12 protein-coding genes and 1 pseudogene are annotated in these 16,637 nt (G+C 50.3%); 7 read left to right on the forward strand and 6 right to left on the reverse strand.

From position 1 onward, the window contains the following. Window positions 1-42: 42 nt before the first annotated feature. Complete coding sequence (locus tag FPE01S_RS08925; RefSeq protein WP_217998179.1) at window positions 43-2,319, forward strand: hypothetical protein; 2,277 nt, start codon at window positions 43-45, stop codon at window positions 2,317-2,319. Then, on the forward strand, window positions 2,241-4,661 hold the full coding sequence (locus tag FPE01S_RS08930; RefSeq protein WP_157473942.1) for a hypothetical protein: 2,421 nt from the start codon (window positions 2,241-2,243) through the stop codon (window positions 4,659-4,661). The genes FPE01S_RS08925 and FPE01S_RS08930 overlap by 79 nt, the downstream gene beginning before the upstream one ends. Here the strand turns inward: FPE01S_RS08930 and FPE01S_RS08935 are convergent. The 4 genes and pseudogenes from FPE01S_RS08935 to FPE01S_RS08950 all read right to left on the reverse strand — a co-directional run. Continuing rightward, window positions 4,658-5,419: pseudogene (locus FPE01S_RS08935) on the reverse strand (Fic family protein); the annotation flags it as partial. The gene FPE01S_RS08930 and the pseudogene FPE01S_RS08935 sit on opposite strands and share 4 nt — an antisense overlap. A 48-nt stretch (window positions 5,420-5,467) precedes the next feature. Next, window positions 5,468-7,042, reverse strand: a complete 1,575-nt coding sequence (locus tag FPE01S_RS24775) for an ATP-binding protein (RefSeq protein WP_052955630.1) — start codon at window positions 7,040-7,042, stop codon at window positions 5,468-5,470. 8 nt (window positions 7,043-7,050) lie between these two features. Continuing rightward, window positions 7,051-8,283, reverse strand: coding sequence for an FIST signal transduction protein (locus FPE01S_RS08945; protein ID WP_046368360.1), 1,233 nt, complete (start codon window positions 8,281-8,283; stop codon window positions 7,051-7,053). A 110-nt stretch (window positions 8,284-8,393) separates the two neighbouring features. Continuing rightward, window positions 8,394-8,885 carry a lipocalin-like domain-containing protein gene (locus FPE01S_RS08950; protein WP_046368361.1) on the reverse strand — a complete coding sequence of 164 codons (492 nt, stop codon included), beginning with the start codon at window positions 8,883-8,885 and terminating at the stop codon, window positions 8,394-8,396. A gap of 58 nt (window positions 8,886-8,943) precedes the next feature. Between FPE01S_RS08950 and FPE01S_RS08955 the strand changes: the two genes are divergently transcribed. After that, complete coding sequence (locus tag FPE01S_RS08955) at window positions 8,944-9,957, forward strand: nucleoside hydrolase (RefSeq protein WP_052955631.1); 1,014 nt, start codon at window positions 8,944-8,946, stop codon at window positions 9,955-9,957. 28 nt (window positions 9,958-9,985) lie between these two features. Continuing rightward, complete coding sequence (locus tag FPE01S_RS24780) at window positions 9,986-10,714, forward strand: MliC family protein (protein WP_052955632.1); 729 nt, start codon at window positions 9,986-9,988, stop codon at window positions 10,712-10,714. Window positions 10,715-10,741: 27 nt separating this feature from the next. On the opposite strand, the gene FPE01S_RS08970 is transcribed toward FPE01S_RS24780, so the two are convergent. Beyond that, window positions 10,742-11,806 carry a T9SS type A sorting domain-containing protein gene (locus FPE01S_RS08970; RefSeq protein WP_046368362.1) on the reverse strand — a complete coding sequence of 355 codons (1,065 nt, stop codon included), beginning with the start codon at window positions 11,804-11,806 and terminating at the stop codon, window positions 10,742-10,744. 83 nt (window positions 11,807-11,889) lie between these two features. Next, a complete protein-coding gene (locus FPE01S_RS08975) occupies window positions 11,890-12,357 on the reverse strand; it encodes a hypothetical protein (protein WP_157473943.1) in 468 nt (155 codons plus the stop codon). Between the two features lie 169 nt (window positions 12,358-12,526). Here FPE01S_RS08975 and FPE01S_RS08980 point away from each other — a divergent pair, with 169 nt between their 5' ends. From FPE01S_RS08980 to FPE01S_RS26230, 3 genes are all read left to right on the forward strand, one after another. Then, window positions 12,527-13,411: a hypothetical protein gene (locus FPE01S_RS08980; protein WP_157473944.1), complete on the forward strand. Its 885-nt coding sequence runs from the start codon at window positions 12,527-12,529 to the stop codon at window positions 13,409-13,411. Between the two features lie 101 nt (window positions 13,412-13,512). Beyond that, on the forward strand, window positions 13,513-15,843 hold the full coding sequence (locus FPE01S_RS08985; protein ID WP_169749147.1) for a PDZ domain-containing protein: 2,331 nt from the start codon (window positions 13,513-13,515) through the stop codon (window positions 15,841-15,843). A gap of 37 nt (window positions 15,844-15,880) precedes the next feature. Further along, window positions 15,881-16,606, forward strand: coding sequence for a cupin domain-containing protein (locus tag FPE01S_RS26230; protein ID WP_046368364.1), 726 nt, complete (start codon window positions 15,881-15,883; stop codon window positions 16,604-16,606). The last annotated feature ends 31 nt before the right edge of the window (window positions 16,607-16,637 follow it).

Here is a 16,637-nt window from a genome sequence, read left to right on the forward strand (position 1 = left end):
CTTCACGGAAACAATCTATTTTGGCAGAACATTCAGCATCAGATGATACTTTCTATTCGTAGCCGATTGCTCTTGCTGGCCTTACTGGCAGCCCCTGCTTTGCACGCCCAGTCAGACTTCAGAACCCGATACTTCTCCATGCGCGTCAACAACAAAGGGTATATCACCAGCATGAAGAATACCACGGTCAGCCCGAACCGTGAATTTAGTCCTGCCGATAAACCATCGCCGCTACTGAGTCTTTACCTCACAAAAGACCACCGCTATTTCGAGCCCGTAAAAGCGGCGTATAACAAGCAGGATAAGACCATCCTGTTGACCTATCCGAACGGGTCCGTGGCAAGGGTTTCCATCCAGCCGCGCGATAAATATTTCAAACTGACCCTGCTCTCCCTTTCTCCCCGCAACGGCATCGACGCCATCCAGTGGGGACCATATCACACCAACATCACCAACCTGTTCGGTGAGATTATCGGCGTCAGCCGAGACACCAGCGCTTCCGTGAACTACGCCATCGGTATGCTGGCCCTGAATGACAACACCCTGGGCGGTACAGCTTCAACGGTTGCCGATGCCGCACCATTTGAATACATCATTCATAGTCCTGACGCGAAACGCTTTCCGTTACCGGATAGTCTCCACGAGGGACAGGCTTTTTCCCTGGGCGGCGATGGCATCAGTGATGTCGCCTTCTATGCGCATAAGGAACCCTGGTACCGGATCCTGTATGGCAATGCCGCAGGCGTAGATCAGCAGGGAAGAATTTCAATTGCTTACCAGAGCCGCGACCGGACCACCCAACGGGAAGTGTTTTATTCGCTGATCCCGCACATGACTGCCAACAAACCCAATCACATCGAGGTGGAACCCCTGCCGGGAGTTGATTTTATCGGTTCGTCGGTAGCTCTATGGGGAAGCCCCGACAGCACGGCCCTGATGGATGTGATACAGGATATTGTCCTGAAAGAAAAACTGCCTTATCCCACCATCAACGGCAAATGGGTGAAAGATCCTGCCGCATATGTTCCTGATGCCATCACCAGCGGTGGCATCTACGACAGTATCATTTCCTATACCACAAGACTTGGTTTTAGAACGATCAGCCTGTATGATCAGAGTTTTCTCCGCCCGGACCGCGGCAACGAAGGTTATATCGACGGCAAGCATTTTGAGAAGAAACCATTAAAGCTGACTTCAGGAAACCTGTCGCATATGGAATTTGCTGCCCTGGCAGCAAAGCGGGGCATCACGATCGGCAGAACGCCGATCACCAATGCCCTCGCTCCCGGTACAAAAGATGCAAGTCCCATTCCCAGTGATAGTTTGTGTTATCAGCAAAGACGCCTGCTGGTCAATTCTATTGGTGCCGCAGATACCATCATCGAAGTAAATGATCCGCGACACCTCCAGGAGATCGCCAGCTGGGAAGGCCATGTCGCGGATCTCAATATGATCAAAATCGGAAAGGAACTGATTCATTATTTCGGCGTCTCTGAACAACCACCGTATCGGTTACTAAAAGTAAAACGCGGCTATTGGGGCACCACGCCCGCCAGCCATCAGCGATCAGATACCATCTATAAACTCCAGGTGACCATCAACTACGGCTATGATGGCATCATTCCCAATATGGCTTTGCAGGACAAGATCGCAGACTGGTATGCGGATGTCTGCGCCATCAACGGCCTCCGGTATTACGATTTCGACGGACAGGAATTTCTGTTCAACAACGGTCATGGCTACTATTCAGCAAAGCGTTTCTTCCGCAGGATGTTTGCGCGTGCAAAAGCGCAGGGAGTTGATTATATCCGGTTTACAGGGGCGACGTTGTCTGAAGGCTCCTGGCATTACCAAAGTATCTGGAATGTAGGCGGTGGAAAAAACCTGTATGATGTAGATACAAGAGAGTGGGGCAGCACGACAAGTCAGGGAAAAGACCTGCGCGACGTAACCTATGCGAATTTCTTCCCGGTAGGAATGGGCGGCAACTTTCCGATCAAAGCTGAATCAACGGTTGAGCAGTACGAACACATTCAGGCGATCTCTATTGGTTTTGGTACCACCTACAGTTTGTACCTCAATCAGAAAGATGTGGAAAGCTGCCCGCAGAAGGAAGCGATCTTCACCACCATCCGCACCTGGGAGCAGGCAAGGGCAGCCAATGCCTTTCCGCTTTGGGTGAAGGAGATACTCCGGGATCCATCCAAATCATTTCGTCTCGAACAACTCAATCACGACACGTGGAATCTGTACATCATCACCGGCAAGGGAACCGGCAAGCAATTGCTGACAAAATTATCCAGGGCCAAAGGCTATTGACATTACTGACGATTTTATTGTTTTGCAGTTTACCGGTTTCCGCGCAGCAAGGCGTTGAAGCGGTGAGTCAGGCTTTGAGTGGCTTGAAAGGTAGCTTGTCTTTTGAAGTCTGGAAATACGATGGGAACAAAGTGAAAGAAAAACTCGCCTTTGCCGGCGGTAAAGATGGCCTGCTGAAAACTGCCACTGCAAACTGGAAATACCGCATTGCATCTCTCCGCAACACAGGCGATGGAGCGCTTCAGCTGGAGATCGATTTCTCCGTGGAAAAAGGGGAAGAGAAAAACGCCGCAGTAGCAATCAGTTTTGGATTTGCGGACTGGTCAGTCGATAATTATGTGCTCATCCCCGGTGCTGTTTATAATGGCAACCGTTTTCCGGTCATTAAAGGAGGCTACATGCCGCCTTATCCGCCGGAAATGTATTTTAATTCTGCTTTGCCGCTTACTTTTTCTGACAACCCCAGGCTGGCCTTAAAGCACAATGAACCGTCAAAAATCGAACTGCTTACCTGGAGTACTGCTACGCCGGCGATGAGTTTTTATTCGAAGCAACAGCAACGCGGGTTTGTTGTATTGACAGAACCGAATACAAAGTCTGGAACCACCGGGTTGATCATAGAAGAGAACGCAGACCGTTCCCGGGCAACCTTTTCACTCACGGCCCCGGGCATAAGAGAATATGTTGCCGGGTTCGGCGATTTCAGCAAAAGCCAGGACAAACCCCAAGACTGGAAATCGGGCGAGACAATCCGGATGCGCTGTTATATTTATTCCTTTCCTGCTAAAAGTATTCCTGCCTTCCTGGAAACCTGGATGGACAAACGGAAAGCCCTGCTTGGCGAAATGCCGCAATATTATGTGGCGCCGATGAATGCCGTTTCCGATTATACCCGTCAGCAGGTGGAGAAGAATCGCTTTCACAACAGCTCCTTCGCATCTATTTATTTTCCCGAAAATAGTTTCACGCGTTTTCAGCTTGGCTGGATCGGTGGCATGATGAATACTTACCCGATGCTGTCGCTGAATGATTCGCTGCACATCACCCGGGTTTCCAATACCATCGACTTTGTGATCAACCACATGCAGGGGAAGAGCGGCTATTTTTATGGCATAATCGATGACGGCAAAACACTCGCCGGAGAAAGAGAATTGCCTCCTTCGCTGAAAGTTGCCCACCCCCATATCGTCTCCTCCGCGATGGTCCGCAAGAATGCAGATGCCCTGTTCTGGTTGTGCAAGCAACTGATGCTGTTCAAAGCATTGAACCAAGCCAACAAAATAGATCCCGCCTGGGAAACTGCCGCCAGGAACTTGTCAGCTGCATTCGCCCGAACCTGGAAGCAACACGGCGACCTCGGCCAGTACGTGGATCCAGAATCAGGAGAAGTGCTGGTATTCAATTCCACCGCGGCCTCCGTCGCACCGGCCGGCCTGGCGCTGGCAGCGCAGTATTTTCATGAGCCTTCCTGGCTCGATTGTGCTAAAGCCGTCGCCGAAAGTTATTATCACCGCTTCACTGCCACACTGGGACTGACCGGTGGTAACTGCGGCGACATCAGCCAGGATGCTGATTCAGAATCCACCTTCGGCTTGCTTGAATCCTTTATGGCATTGTATTGGGCTACTGGTGATGCACAATGGTTATCCAAAGCAAAAGTGCAGGCAGCCCTCGGTTCCACCTGGACGCTGTCTTACAACTACGAATTCCCGCAGGGCTCCGACCTGGCCAGTTTCAATGCGCATTCCGCCGGCGGCGTCTGGGCCAGTACCCAGAACAAGCATGCAGCTCCTGGTATATGTACCTCCTCAGGCGATTACCTTTTCAAATTGTTCCGGGCAACCGGCGAAACCAAATACGCACAACTGTTGCGCGACATTATCAACGGTCATACCGAACAGGTGGAACTTCCCGGAAGGCCCACCGTATCTGCCGGATTGAATCCCCATGACAGTACGCGCGGTACAAAGTGGGGCAGTTCCATGGAGCGCATCCAGACCTCGGATGCAGAAGGTTATGGTGTAATCGGAAAATTGTACAATGGCTCCAACGGGTGGACCGAACTCAACGGCATGCTGATGGCAATGGAAGTGCCTGGTATTTACATACAAACCGACCAGGACAAAATCTTTGTATTTGACCAGGTAATAGCCGGGATCAAAAAAAACAAACAGGGCGCACGCGTGCTCACCATTAAAAATCCCACACCCTATACAGCCGAAATTTCCTACTTTACAGAAACGGCTGCACAGGCAAAGAAGCCATTGGGCTATATGGAGTTCTTAAAATGGAGAAAAGTAAAGGTGGTTGCCGGAAAGACCGTTGATGTAAAACTGAATTAATTTATCCGCCGCAGGTCATAGGAGGTACTCCTGCCACCACCAGTTTCCTTTTCCAGCACGTCCTTATCCACCAGGTCCTGGATATCACGTAACGCAGTATCCTGTGATGTCTTGGTGATCTTCGCCCACTTGGAAGAATTGAGTTTGCCTTCAAACCCATCCAGCAGCTTATTCACCATGAGCCGTTGGCGTTCATTCATCCCCGTGCGTGAATGAAATTCCCAAAACACCGCCTTATATAACACAGCATCCAGCAGGAAAACGGTGGCATCAATAGACCTGTTCAGGCACTCCAGGAACCAACTGATCCATGAGGTGATATCCAGGCTACCTTTCTGGGTCGATTCGAGAACAGCATAGTATTCCTTTCGTTCTTTCCGGATCTGGGCACTCATGCTGTAAAATCTTTTGGAAGTGCCATCCGCCCTTGCCAATTGTTTGTCAGTCACTGCGCGTGCAATTCTTCCATTGCCATCATCGAACGGATGGATAGTGACCAGCCATAAATGCGTTATCGCTGCTTTGATCACGGGATCAGTAGTCAAATCTTCATTAAACCAACGGATAAAGCTGTTCATCTCTGCGGGTAATCGCACCGCATCAGGGGCTTCGAAATGGACAATTTCCCTGCCGGAGGCACCAGAAACTACCCGCATGGGATCTTCCGGCGAATGTTTCCGCCAGGCGCCCACCAAGATGGAATACGTTCCGCTTTTGCCTGTCGGGAAAAGGGATGCGTGCCAGTCTTGCAGGCGTTCAGCTGTAAGCGGATCATTCGGTGATAAGGCGCAGTATTCTCCGCAAACCTATCCATTGTCTACAATCCCCTCTTCTTCTCCCTGCGCGTCAGCATCCAGTGCCCTTGCATGCAACCCCTGCGTGAAACCTGCCTGCCCCACCGGTAACCGAACGACGAACTCCGCATACTCCCCCTCTTTACTTTGCACGAACAATTCACCGCCATGGCCTTTGGTGATGATGTCATAACTCAGCGACAACCCGAGACCTGTTCCGACACCGGTCGGTTTCGTCGTAAAGAAGGGCTGAAAGATTTTGTTCAGGATTGCTGAAGAAACACCGGTGCCGTTGTCCCATACACTAATCCGGATTGCATCCTTTTCATATTGGGTCCTGACGCTAACTGCAGGCGTGTAAGCAGCATGCCCGTTCAATTGTTTCTGGCAGACCGCGTAAAAAGCATTGTTCAGCAGGTTCAGCAACACCCGCCGGATATCCTGTGCTACCATCTCCACATCCCCAATGCTATCATCCAATGCAGTCTCCAATGATACATGGCAGTTTTTTTCTTTCGCCCGGAAACCGTGATAGCTCAATTGCAGGCATTCCGCCAGCAACGCATTGATATCGGTCGGTTTTCTTTCGCCGGCACCCTGGCGGCTATGCTCCAGCATTCCTTTGACGATGCCATCCGCTCTTTTGCCATGATGCAGGATCTTCTCCTCATTACGAAGTATATCTTCTGCGAGCGAAGCCACTTCAATCATGTCGCCCGCAGCCACAGCTTCCTTCAACTCAGACATCAGATCCGCATTGACTTCAGAGAAGTTGTTGACAAAATTCAATGGGTTCTGAATTTCATGAGCGATGCCCGCCGTCAGTTCTCCCAGGGAGGCCATCTTTTCTCTTTGGATCAGCTGTGCCTGCGTTGCTCTCAACTCATCCAGGATTTTACGGATCACTTCATTCTCCTGCATCTTTTCTTCCATCTGCAACCGGAGGGCAAGCATGTTTTTATTCTGGACGGTCTGGCTGATCAGGGCGGCAATCGCCTGGATGGTGTCCACATCACTTTTGTTCAGTGGCGCATTGAACGGGATCTTTTCAAACTGCCTGCCGGTGATCATAAAGGCCAGGGGCCGGTGGTCAACCAGTACCGGCAAACCGACAAAATAATTGACCTCCAGTTGCTGCCGGATCTGCCGGATCGTATCATCTTCCGTTGCTTTCTGATGAAACAGGCAATGTCCGCCAGCCTGCAACAGTTGAGGGGGCAATACAACCGCTGCTTTTTCCAGCTGGCTGGAGGCAGTGTCCGGATAACCAGACCAGTATTTTGCGCTGAAGGTATCACCTGTGCCCGCAGTTTCATCCGGCAACAGGATCAGCGTGCGGTCCATTCCCAGCTGTAGATTGATCGCTTTTACGACTGTCCGGAAAATAGTTTCCAGCGGCGTTGTGACAGTAAAAGCCTGTTGCAGGTGAGAGAGGATAGCGAAAGCCTCCTGCTTTTGTTTCATTTCATGACGGAGCGAAGAAAGTGCAAAGTCAGACCGGATCGCTTCTCCCGACAACTGGTCCAGCTGCCTTTTGTAATAAGCCAGTTCCTGTTGCAGGCGATCGGTCGGGTTATTCATTTCCATAAGAACTTTTATGCTTCGCTGAACAGGCACAAGACGCCCGTCCAGTCGAGGGCTTTGGCCGCCTCACCCACATTGGCGATCTCTACGCCCGACATGATGCCAAAGAAAGGGATGTCACCCAGCCATCGGGCCACTTCCAGTGATTCTTCTTCCGGTAATCCCGAGAAGCCGCTCACCCTGCCGAGGCAATCGATATAAAAAGCCAGCAGTGGTTTTCGTCCGGCTGCTTTCGCCAGCAGTTTCTCCACCTGGGGGCGGATATAGGCAAAATCGATATTCCTGCGCATCAGCTGCACCTCGGTGCCTTCTACCAGGTCGGTCTCAAACATGATCAGTGATTTCTGTTCCCGGTCAATGGCGAAGCAAAGCCTGCTGGCATAATCCTCTTCTTTAAAGTCACCGAATTTATCGCCGTTGTTCACCCCCAGTGTAACGAGCAGGGGAAACTCTTCCCAGGAAATGGTTCCCCCCATGATCTTATGAATAATGTCCAGTGCCGGCTGATGGTCTATTTCATAAACGATGTTCCTGTCTGCCCGTGTGATGGTATGATAGCCGCCAATGGGACGGGTGCCGTGCATGATGATGGTATCCATGCGGATGGGGCCACCGATTGTTACCGCGGCAAGGCCGTGCCGCCGGATGCTTTCACCCGCCCAGACAGCGCAGGGGTTGGTGATATTCATATCACTCCAGGCACCAATCCCCGCCATGGTAGGCCAGTGGTTAAGCCCGGCGAAGATTCCTTCGAGGATGGGCGTGGCAAGATTTAGTTCCGGCTGTCCTTCCAGTGCGGTTACCTTGATGGAATCATAGAACAGCAACACTGCAGCGTCAGGAGGTGTAGTTGCTTCCTGTAACTGGCGGGCTAGACTTTTACCACTGTCAAACTCCCTGTCGCGGATACTGTTTTCGCTGAACAGCGTAAAGAATTTGCTATCGCTGGAAATGAATGCGCCACCGGCAACATTGCCGGAATAGTCAATAAAACCGTGGCTGACCATGCCGACAGTAGTGCATCCCAGGAATTGCGGCCAATCTCCCGTGACTGACCGGATACCGGCCATCAACTGATCTGTTTTGTAATGCGGGGTGGCAAACAAGAGGAAAAGCGTTTCAGCTGAAAGCGTAGCACCAGCCATTGCTTTCCGGGCGATGTCAGCGCCAGCCTGAAATGAATCTTCTGATCGGGTGACCCCTACGCCGCTCCGGGCGGTGGTCAGTACAGTTGAGGAGTTCATGGTTAAGGTATTGCTGAATTATCGGGAGTTGCCATAAGTCAGGACTATCTTAACTACTTCTAATCTAATATTTTTTCCCCGCTTTTCCCTGCCGGTTCAGCATTTATCCGTTAATCGGCTTTTACCAGTACCCGTTTCCAGGTCTTATTGTCACCAATGATAAGCGTGTCCCCCCTTATGATAAACGGGCGCGGCTGATCAGTATCAATATACCAGGGAAGGGAGCCGCCGGTTACATGGTGTGTTACAACGGATCGCTTCGTGTCGAGGGTATAGGTACCGAAATATCCCAATGCATTGCTGTCCGTCCATTGCCGCAGGTTGATGGTGTAGTGGCTGGCTGAATCCTGCGAAATCTTCAGCGGTGTTTCCGAACTGATGTTCAGGTTGACTATGCCAGTTTTGGTATAGGTGAAATATCCTTTCGGGTGTTTGCCATAGGCGTAAGTCCAGGCGGAAGTGGCCGGATCGATATCGGCAAATTCAATCAGCCGCCAGGTGCCGACGAGTTGACTTTCGCGTGGCACTGATTTGCCTTGTCCCGATACTGTGGAGATCGTTACCAATAAGAAGATCAGAGTAAGGCGGGACCCGTAACTCATGGTATGTTCATTTGTCTTAAATTAAGTTATCAACCGGTTATAAAAAAAATCCATCAACATGCTCCGCCTGGCTGTACTAACGATCTTGTGCTGGCTCACCACGGCTTGCCGCGCCATAAGAACGCCCCAGGGGGAAGTTCCCCTGCCCGTCATCTTCGACACCGACGTGGGTAACGATATCGACGACGTACTTGCCCTGCAAATGCTGTTCAATTATGAGCAACAGCAAAAGATCCGCTTGCTCGGCATCACCATCAGTAAAGCCTATCCGCGGGTAGTGGATTATATCGACGGCTATGCACGGCTGAATAAGAGAGGAAATATTCCGATTGGTTACGCCTACAATGGTCCCAATCCCGAACCGGGCCGTTATGTAAACGTTACCCTTGATACCCTGATCAACGGCCGGCACATTTTACTGCCGCAGCGGTCCCTTGGCCAATCCATACCCGAAGGATTTAAACTGATGCGGAAACTGCTGGCCAGGCAAAGCGACGGTTCTGTGGTGCTGATAGCTGTTGGCCCCGAAACCAACCTGGGCCGCCTGCTGGAGTCGCCACCCGACGAATTCAGCAAACTGAACGGCGTCGACCTCGTCAGGAAAAAAGTAAAACTGGTATCGTTGATGGGTGGCCGCTATACCCACGAATATGATTTTGCCGAGTGGAATATCCTGCAGGATCTCCCGGCTGCAAGAACCGTTTTCGAAAAATGCCCGGTACCGGTTATTTCCAGCGGTGTGGAGGTAGGGTATAAAATTTTATATCCTGCATCGAGTATTGAACACGACTTTCCGGGCAACGGCGCTCATCCCCTCGTGGTATCCTATAAGGTCTATGAGAAATTTCCCTATGATCGACCCTCGTGGGACCTTACAGCTGTATTACAGGCTATAGAGCCGGGCAATATGCTTTTCGCCCTGAGCCCTGCAGGCAATATCAGCGTTGATACCACCGGCAATACTAATTATTCCCCCGAAGCAGATGGGCGGCACCGGTACCTGACCATCTCCGCGAAACCGAATGCCATCGTTGACACGCTGGTTTACCGCACTACCGGCATAAGTCGGTAAATTTACAAGCAGTACAAACCTGAAGTGTATGAAAAGAATACTCGTTGCGATAGGCGCTTTCACGGCCATACTTGCCATAGCTTGCCAAAACAATACCACGTCAAAGGAACCGGACCCTGTATTCAGCCCAAAAGATAACAATATCGTGAAGAGTACAGTGAAAGACAGCAGCGGCACTCCCCTGGATATGACCTTCGATAACGGGAAGAGCACGGTAATAATTGAACTCAGGGGAGAAAGCGCCGAGCTCTCCCAGGAAAGAGCTGCGTCGGGCATCTGGTATAAAAATGACCATTACGAGTTAAGGGGAAAGGGCGAAGACCTCACACTGACCAAAGATGGTCAGGTGATTTTTCGTTCCATAGCGACGCAGGATACAGACAGCAGTAAAAAAGCGCTGGCCTTCCACCTCGTAAGAAACTATTTCTTTAAAAACAACCATCAATCATTGCCGGACCCGAAGATTGAGTCCGAAACAACTTTCCAGGAGTATTTCGGCCCGGCAGCTACCATGGGAAAAGAAGGTGCTCCCACAAAAATTGATTTCAGCAATCAATATGTCATAGCAGTGGTATTGCCGGAGACAGACACTGCCATAAAAGTTTTTCCGGTGCGCCTTGAAAAAGGATCCGGCGACGAAATAGTTTTGTCTTACCAGAAGGTAGTGGGGCAAAAGCAGTCATTCCGGACCGTGCCGCAATGCCTGATCGTAGTCAGTAAAAGGAATACAGGGAAAGTTGTATTGAATGAACTGTGAGCACTGCCATTGGTGCAGTGTTACTAGTCATTTTGAAAGGATAAACCTGGCGGTTTCGAATTTCTTATTTCCGTTATAGGCCCTGACAGTAAATACACCATCGGCAAGGTTACCAATATTTTTTTTCCAGGTAGTCCCGGAAAAGTTATCTGAAAGTATCAATGAGCCGCTAGTGTTGAAAATCTGGATAGCATACTGATCATCCTTTTCAAACCTAATTGCCAGGTTGCCGGTTGTTGGGTTTGGGTACAACATTGAAATGACTTTACCTTTCTCGAAATTTACTGCCTCAGCGGCAATTTCCTCAGAAAAGAGGTAAGGCATGACGACAATCGGGTAGAAGTTCATCTTGATGTTGTCAGCAGTAGCTTTTTCGATTACATCTGCGAGGGTAAAATCACTCAGTGGCTTTTCCAGGGGTGGAGCATCGCCGATTAACAGAATCATCCGTTTGCTGGAAGACCGCCAAAAACCGGTCTCACAACTCTTAAAGAAACCGTCATAAACAGATTCCGGATAGTCATCCCCACTCGTAACAGATATGTCGTGGATAAATCTGTATACCGCCTGATAATCGTTCCCGAAGTTCTTAAAGGAGAACCAATTCGGACCGTCGGTATTTTTATCACCATATAATGCCACAGCAAGCTGAATGTGATGGTAGTGATTGATGGCGTCAATTACCTGCTTTAGTCCCTGCTTCACATTTTCAATGTCATCGATCATGCTCCCGGTTTTATCAATAAGGAACAGGATATCGGCATTGTTTTCTGCGTGGGAATTAATTATGTCAACAATTTCATTGGTGACCATTTTTGAATTAACCAGCAATTTCACTTCACCATCTGTGGCTTTTGCCAGTTCAAAAAATTTGTTCACGGTTGCAGAGTCAAATGTGCCTGGGTTGTAAAGTGGCGGAAGATTAAAGCCGATTTCTGAAAGGGAATCCAGCTCAATCATTAGCGAATCATTATTCAGTTTGATCAGGTCCTTCACCTCTCGGGTAGAGAGTGGCCTGTCGTTGTGGAGGTTACAGGACAACACCGTCAGCAATAGTAAAATTGCGCTGAGCGGCAGGAACTTGAGGGGCATGGTGGAAAAGGTTTCGATATTCAATATATCGATTCTTCGGAATAATCTGGCGCGTTGTGTAAAAAATCACTGTAACGCGTATTTCAATCAAATACGCTCAGGCGAATTGAGTTGGTTTTCCGCTCAAGTTTCACGTAAACAATACCGTGATACCAGGCAGACACAGGGGATTCTGTAGCACCCGGCTGCCAACTGCAGGATGTCCGGATCAGCGCGTTTTTTATTTCTGAAGTCAACACACTCCATTTTGAACTGACGGAAATGTCGCTCATCTCAGCATTCCTGGAAATGACAAACTTTACCTTGACGGAATCCTCCATGGAAGGGTAATCAGGAAGGGAGGCGTATATTTTTTCAAGATCCATGCTTCCGGAAAGAATCATGCTTAACTCCCTGTTTCCGTGTTTGTATTTGGGAAGGGAAGATGCTTCCGTCAGCGTCGCGGCGCTGTTACCGATGGTTTCGCGATAGCAGGGATTTTTATGTTTCGATTGCCCGGCCGCGGCCAGGACAAGTGACAGGAACAGAAGGCCCAGAACAGATTTTTTCATGACCATGACGGGAGGATGATGGATTGAATATACGCAAATAGACAATAGGTAGGATTTCAGTATGTTTGAGTTCGGGCGAATAATGAGCCTGTTTGAACCACCTATGGGATTTATTAAGAAACTTCTTAGCAGAGCGGCTAAGGACAACACTGCAATTGTCCAATCATCCATGCGGGCGCGCTACCTGGAAATGACCAATCCCGAATTTGAACAATTCCTGTCTGGAAATCTGAAAGGATTGACTCCCGATGCCCTCGGGGTAATTAAGGAAGAGATTATAAGACGAAATCTTGATCCCGGTGTTTTTGACAGCGTGTTGGCACAACAGCAGGCAGAGGAACCTCCATTCAGGGTATATGACGAAGAGGCTTGTCCGGTTGACGAAGACGTGAGGATCTGGATAGAGCGTTACTTCCAGGTGCTGCTGGAAATCTTCGGCAAAGAGAATACTCTGGGGAGAAAGGTTTTGGTTCCCAGGAGGTCGGACTTTCCGATCAGGTATGACGGGTCAGAAAGAGCGGCCCATGAAACGCTCAGCATCGTGGCTACTCAGATGGAAGTACCGGTTGAGCAGATAACGCTTGATTTTTTTGAGGATCACCTGGGTGCGATTACAGAAGGTAGTCCGGGGGGATTGTATTGGGGGAAAGGAGAGGAGGGTAAATTTGAGATCTCATTGGTTAGAAGAAAACTCGATGATCCCGAAGGAATGGTGGCGATGCTTGCCCATGAAATCGCCCACATCAAGTTGCTGGGTGAAAACAGGATCGAAGAAAATGATGAGCTGCTCACAGATTTGGCAACAATTTTTTTTGGCCTGGGTGTATTCAGTGCAAACGCAGCATTTAAAGCATACTACGACTACAAATACTATGGGTGGTCGCAGGCAGGATACCTGACACAGATGGAGTGGGGCTATGCCCTTGCCCTGTTTGCCTATATAAGAGGAGAATCACAGCCGTTTTGGGCAAATCATTTATGTGATAATGTTAAGGCGGACTTTATCCAGGGGCAAAACTTTATCGCAAACAATGAGGAGATAATATTGGTATAATCAGCCAGAATATCTGCGGTAAATAAGGATAAGGTATTGGTAAATGTGTAGAAAGACCTGCAGGCTGCCAACTGTACCTTCATTGGATGAAAATGAAACGCTTGTCACTGCTTTTGCTTGGCAGTATTACCATGCTGTCCGCGGCGGCACAAACGACCTATCGGGTTACTGATGCGAAATCATTGCAGCAGGCGATCAGCAAAGCCATTGGCAGAACCGGTGAGAAGGTTGTCATTCAACTCCAGGCTGGCCGCTATGAACTGGACAGCACACTTATCATTCCATACAGCCTGGCGGCTTCCCTCACCATCACCGGCAGCGGACAGGCGGCTTCCATCATCGCCGGTGACAAACAGGTCAAACTGACCTGGAACCCTGCCGGCAACGGCATGTTCACTGCGCCTTACGATGCAAAGGGCAAAAACCCCGACCGCCTTTTTCTTGATGGCAAACCTTTGACCATGGCGCGCTACCCCGACCTGGATACCACTGAAAGGCACTATAATGGCGCTGCTGCAGATGCCATCAGCGACGAAAGAGTCGCCACCTGGAAAAATCCCAATGGAGCCTATATACATGCACTGCACGAAGGAGAGTGGGGTGGCTTTCATTATGTCGTCACAGGAAGAGATGCTTCCGGCAAACTGGTATACGAAGGTGGCTGGCAAAACAACCGGCCTGCACCGATGCACAACCGGTACCGGATGGTCGAAAATGTTTATGAAGAACTCAACACACCGGGTGAATGGTTTTATGATGCAGAGAAGAAGCTGATCTTCCTGATCCCACCCAAGGGAACTAACCTGAACAAAGCTGTTTTTTCTGTCAGCCGCATAACAGACCTCATCCGGATCGGGGGGAATGCCGCAATGCCGGTCAGGAATATCGTACTGCAACAGCTTGCCTTCAGCAACAACAACCGCAGCTTCATGCTCACCAGGGAGCCCCTCCTGCGCAGCGACTGGACCATCTACCGCGGCGGCGCCATCCTGCTGGAACAAACAGAGAACATAACGATCCGGGATTGCAGTTTTTCCGGCCTTGGCGGCAATGCTGTCTTTCTCAGCGGGTACAACAAACAAGACACTATCAGCGGCAACCTGATCGAACAGATCGGCGCCAGCGGCATCCTGTTTGTCGGCCGCCCGGAAGCCGTGCGGTCACCCGCCTTCCGGTACGGAGAATCCGTTCCCTGGAACGTAATGGATCTGACCCCCGGCCCCAAATCCAATGCCTATCCACAGGAATGCGTGGCCTCGGACAACCTGATCCGTTATATCGGCCAGGTGGAAAAACAGGTGGCAGGCATTACGATCGACATGGCAGCCTTTATCACTGCCGATCACAACACGATCTATCACACCCCCCGCGCCGGCATCAATATAGGGGACGGCTGCTGGGGTGGTCACCTGGTCAGTTTCAATGATGTTTTCGAAACGGTGCTGGAAACAGGAGACCATGGTGCCTACAATTCCTGGGGAAGGGATCGCTTCTGGAGCCCGGACAGAAAAATTACTGACAGCATCGTGCCCGCGCAAAAGGGCATCGAATACCTCGATGTTCAATATCCCATCACGCTGAAGAATAACCGCTTTCAATGTGACCATGGCTGGGACATTGACCTCGATGACGGCAGCAGCAACTATGTAATTGTTGACAATATTTGCCTCAACGGGGGACTGAAACTGCGGGAGGGCTATCATCGCACCGTTTCCAACAATATCATCATCAACAACAGCTTTCATCCGCATGTCTGGCAAAAGAACAGTGGCGACCGTTTTACCCATAACCTGGTTACTACGCCCTATGCACCCATCCAGATGAAAGACTGGGGCGATGTAGTAGATTCGAATTTCTTCGTGCAGGCTGATGGTCTTCGGCAGGCAAGGGCATTGGACCTGGATGAGCATAGCACTACCGGCGATCCGCTTTTTGTGGATGCGGCGTCAGGCAATTACACCCTGCAGCAATTGTCGCCGGTATTCGCCATCGGTTTTCACCAGGTGGATCTGAACATTGGCGTACAGTCCCCCAGGCTCAAAAAACTCGCCGCCGCACCAGTGATCCGGCCTTTAGCCCTGCAACAAAAAGAGCAGAGCGCGCAGCAAACTGAGGAAAGTCATCAGAAGCCGGAAAGCAAAAAGATCCAATGGCTGGGCGCTACACTGAAAACCGTGGAAACGATGGCCGAACGCTCCGCTGCAGGATTACACGAAACCCGTGGCGTATTGGTGCTGGTTTGTCCGCCGGGCTCGGTTGCTGCGAACCAGGGCCTGCAGGTGGGCGATGTGATCCTGGAAATAGCGAATCTCGCCATCAATGATACTGCGATGATGCGGGAGGCCCTGGAAAAAGGAAAGTCCGCCAATCGTTTACCCTTTACCATCCAGCGTAACCAGTCCACCCGTAAAATCGACATCGCTATCCGGTAGTTTGTCTAATTTCAGGTTCCGGTAAAACTTATCAGACATGACACTACAGGAAAATTATGGCACCCTCTCACAAACTGTCAATGGTCTCGCGGCCGCAGGATATACGACGGATTTCAACATCCGCGAAGACTGCCTGGTATGCCAGCACACCAACACCGTGTTGTCTCCACAGGAATTCAATATCGATAAAGTGTATCGTTTTGAAGGTGCCAGTGATCCCGATGATCAGGCCGTTGTGTACGCCATCTCCTCTCCGAAATTCGGCATGAAAGGTGTGCTGGTAAATGGCTACGGCATTTTTGCTGATGAGGCATCTTCAAAGCTGGTTGATAAACTGAAAACGCACACACCGGCCAGGGGCAGCGTTCCGGTAACCATCGATGCTACACCGCAACGACCGGAAGGCAAAAGGATCATAGACGGACCACTGGTAGAGATCAACCTTCCCGGGCTGATCTCGGAAATAAAGGCGGAGTCCACCTGGAAAGAAAGCGCACACAATGCCATCACAGTGTTCAAATCCAGTAGTATGCGCATTGTGCTGATGGGCCTTCACCGGAAGGCTGAACTGAAGCCTCACCAGGCTAATGGCGTGATCAGTGTGCAGGTGTTGGAAGGAAGCATTCAATTCACTACAGGTGATCAGGCAGTAATCGTAAAAGCAGGACAGCTCATCGCGCTGGAAGAAAACCTTACCCATAGTGTCGTGGCACTGGAAGAGTCCTTCTTTCTGCTGACGCTGGCGTTAACGGTGACCACCTGACCGGAGGGACCGGCTACCCTTCCGGAGCAGC

Origin of the sequence: Flavihumibacter petaseus NBRC 106054, assembly GCF_000974785.1 — a bacterium.
Classification (GTDB): Bacteria; Bacteroidota; Bacteroidia; order Chitinophagales; family Chitinophagaceae; genus Flavihumibacter; species Flavihumibacter petaseus.

Coding starts and splice junctions, on each gene's coding strand:
- FPE01S_RS08925 (WP_217998179.1), top strand. CDS start 43: ATGATACTTTCTATTCGTAGCCGATTGCTCTTGCTGGCCTTACTGGCA.
- FPE01S_RS24775 (WP_052955630.1), bottom strand. CDS start 7,042: ATGGAAATGAATAACCCGACCGATCGCCTGCAACAGGAACTGGCTTAT.
- FPE01S_RS08945 (WP_046368360.1), bottom strand. CDS start 8,283: ATGAACTCCTCAACTGTACTGACCACCGCCCGGAGCGGCGTAGGGGTC.
- FPE01S_RS08950 (WP_046368361.1), bottom strand. CDS start 8,885: ATGAGTTACGGGTCCCGCCTTACTCTGATCTTCTTATTGGTAACGATC.
- FPE01S_RS08955 (WP_052955631.1), top strand. CDS start 8,944: ATGCTCCGCCTGGCTGTACTAACGATCTTGTGCTGGCTCACCACGGCT.
- FPE01S_RS24780 (WP_052955632.1), top strand. CDS start 9,986: ATGAAAAGAATACTCGTTGCGATAGGCGCTTTCACGGCCATACTTGCC.
- FPE01S_RS08970 (WP_046368362.1), bottom strand. CDS start 11,806: ATGCCCCTCAAGTTCCTGCCGCTCAGCGCAATTTTACTATTGCTGACG.
- FPE01S_RS08975 (WP_157473943.1), bottom strand. CDS start 12,357: ATGAAAAAATCTGTTCTGGGCCTTCTGTTCCTGTCACTTGTCCTGGCC.
- FPE01S_RS08980 (WP_157473944.1), top strand. CDS start 12,527: ATGCGGGCGCGCTACCTGGAAATGACCAATCCCGAATTTGAACAATTC.
- FPE01S_RS26230 (WP_046368364.1), top strand. CDS start 15,881: ATGACACTACAGGAAAATTATGGCACCCTCTCACAAACTGTCAATGGT.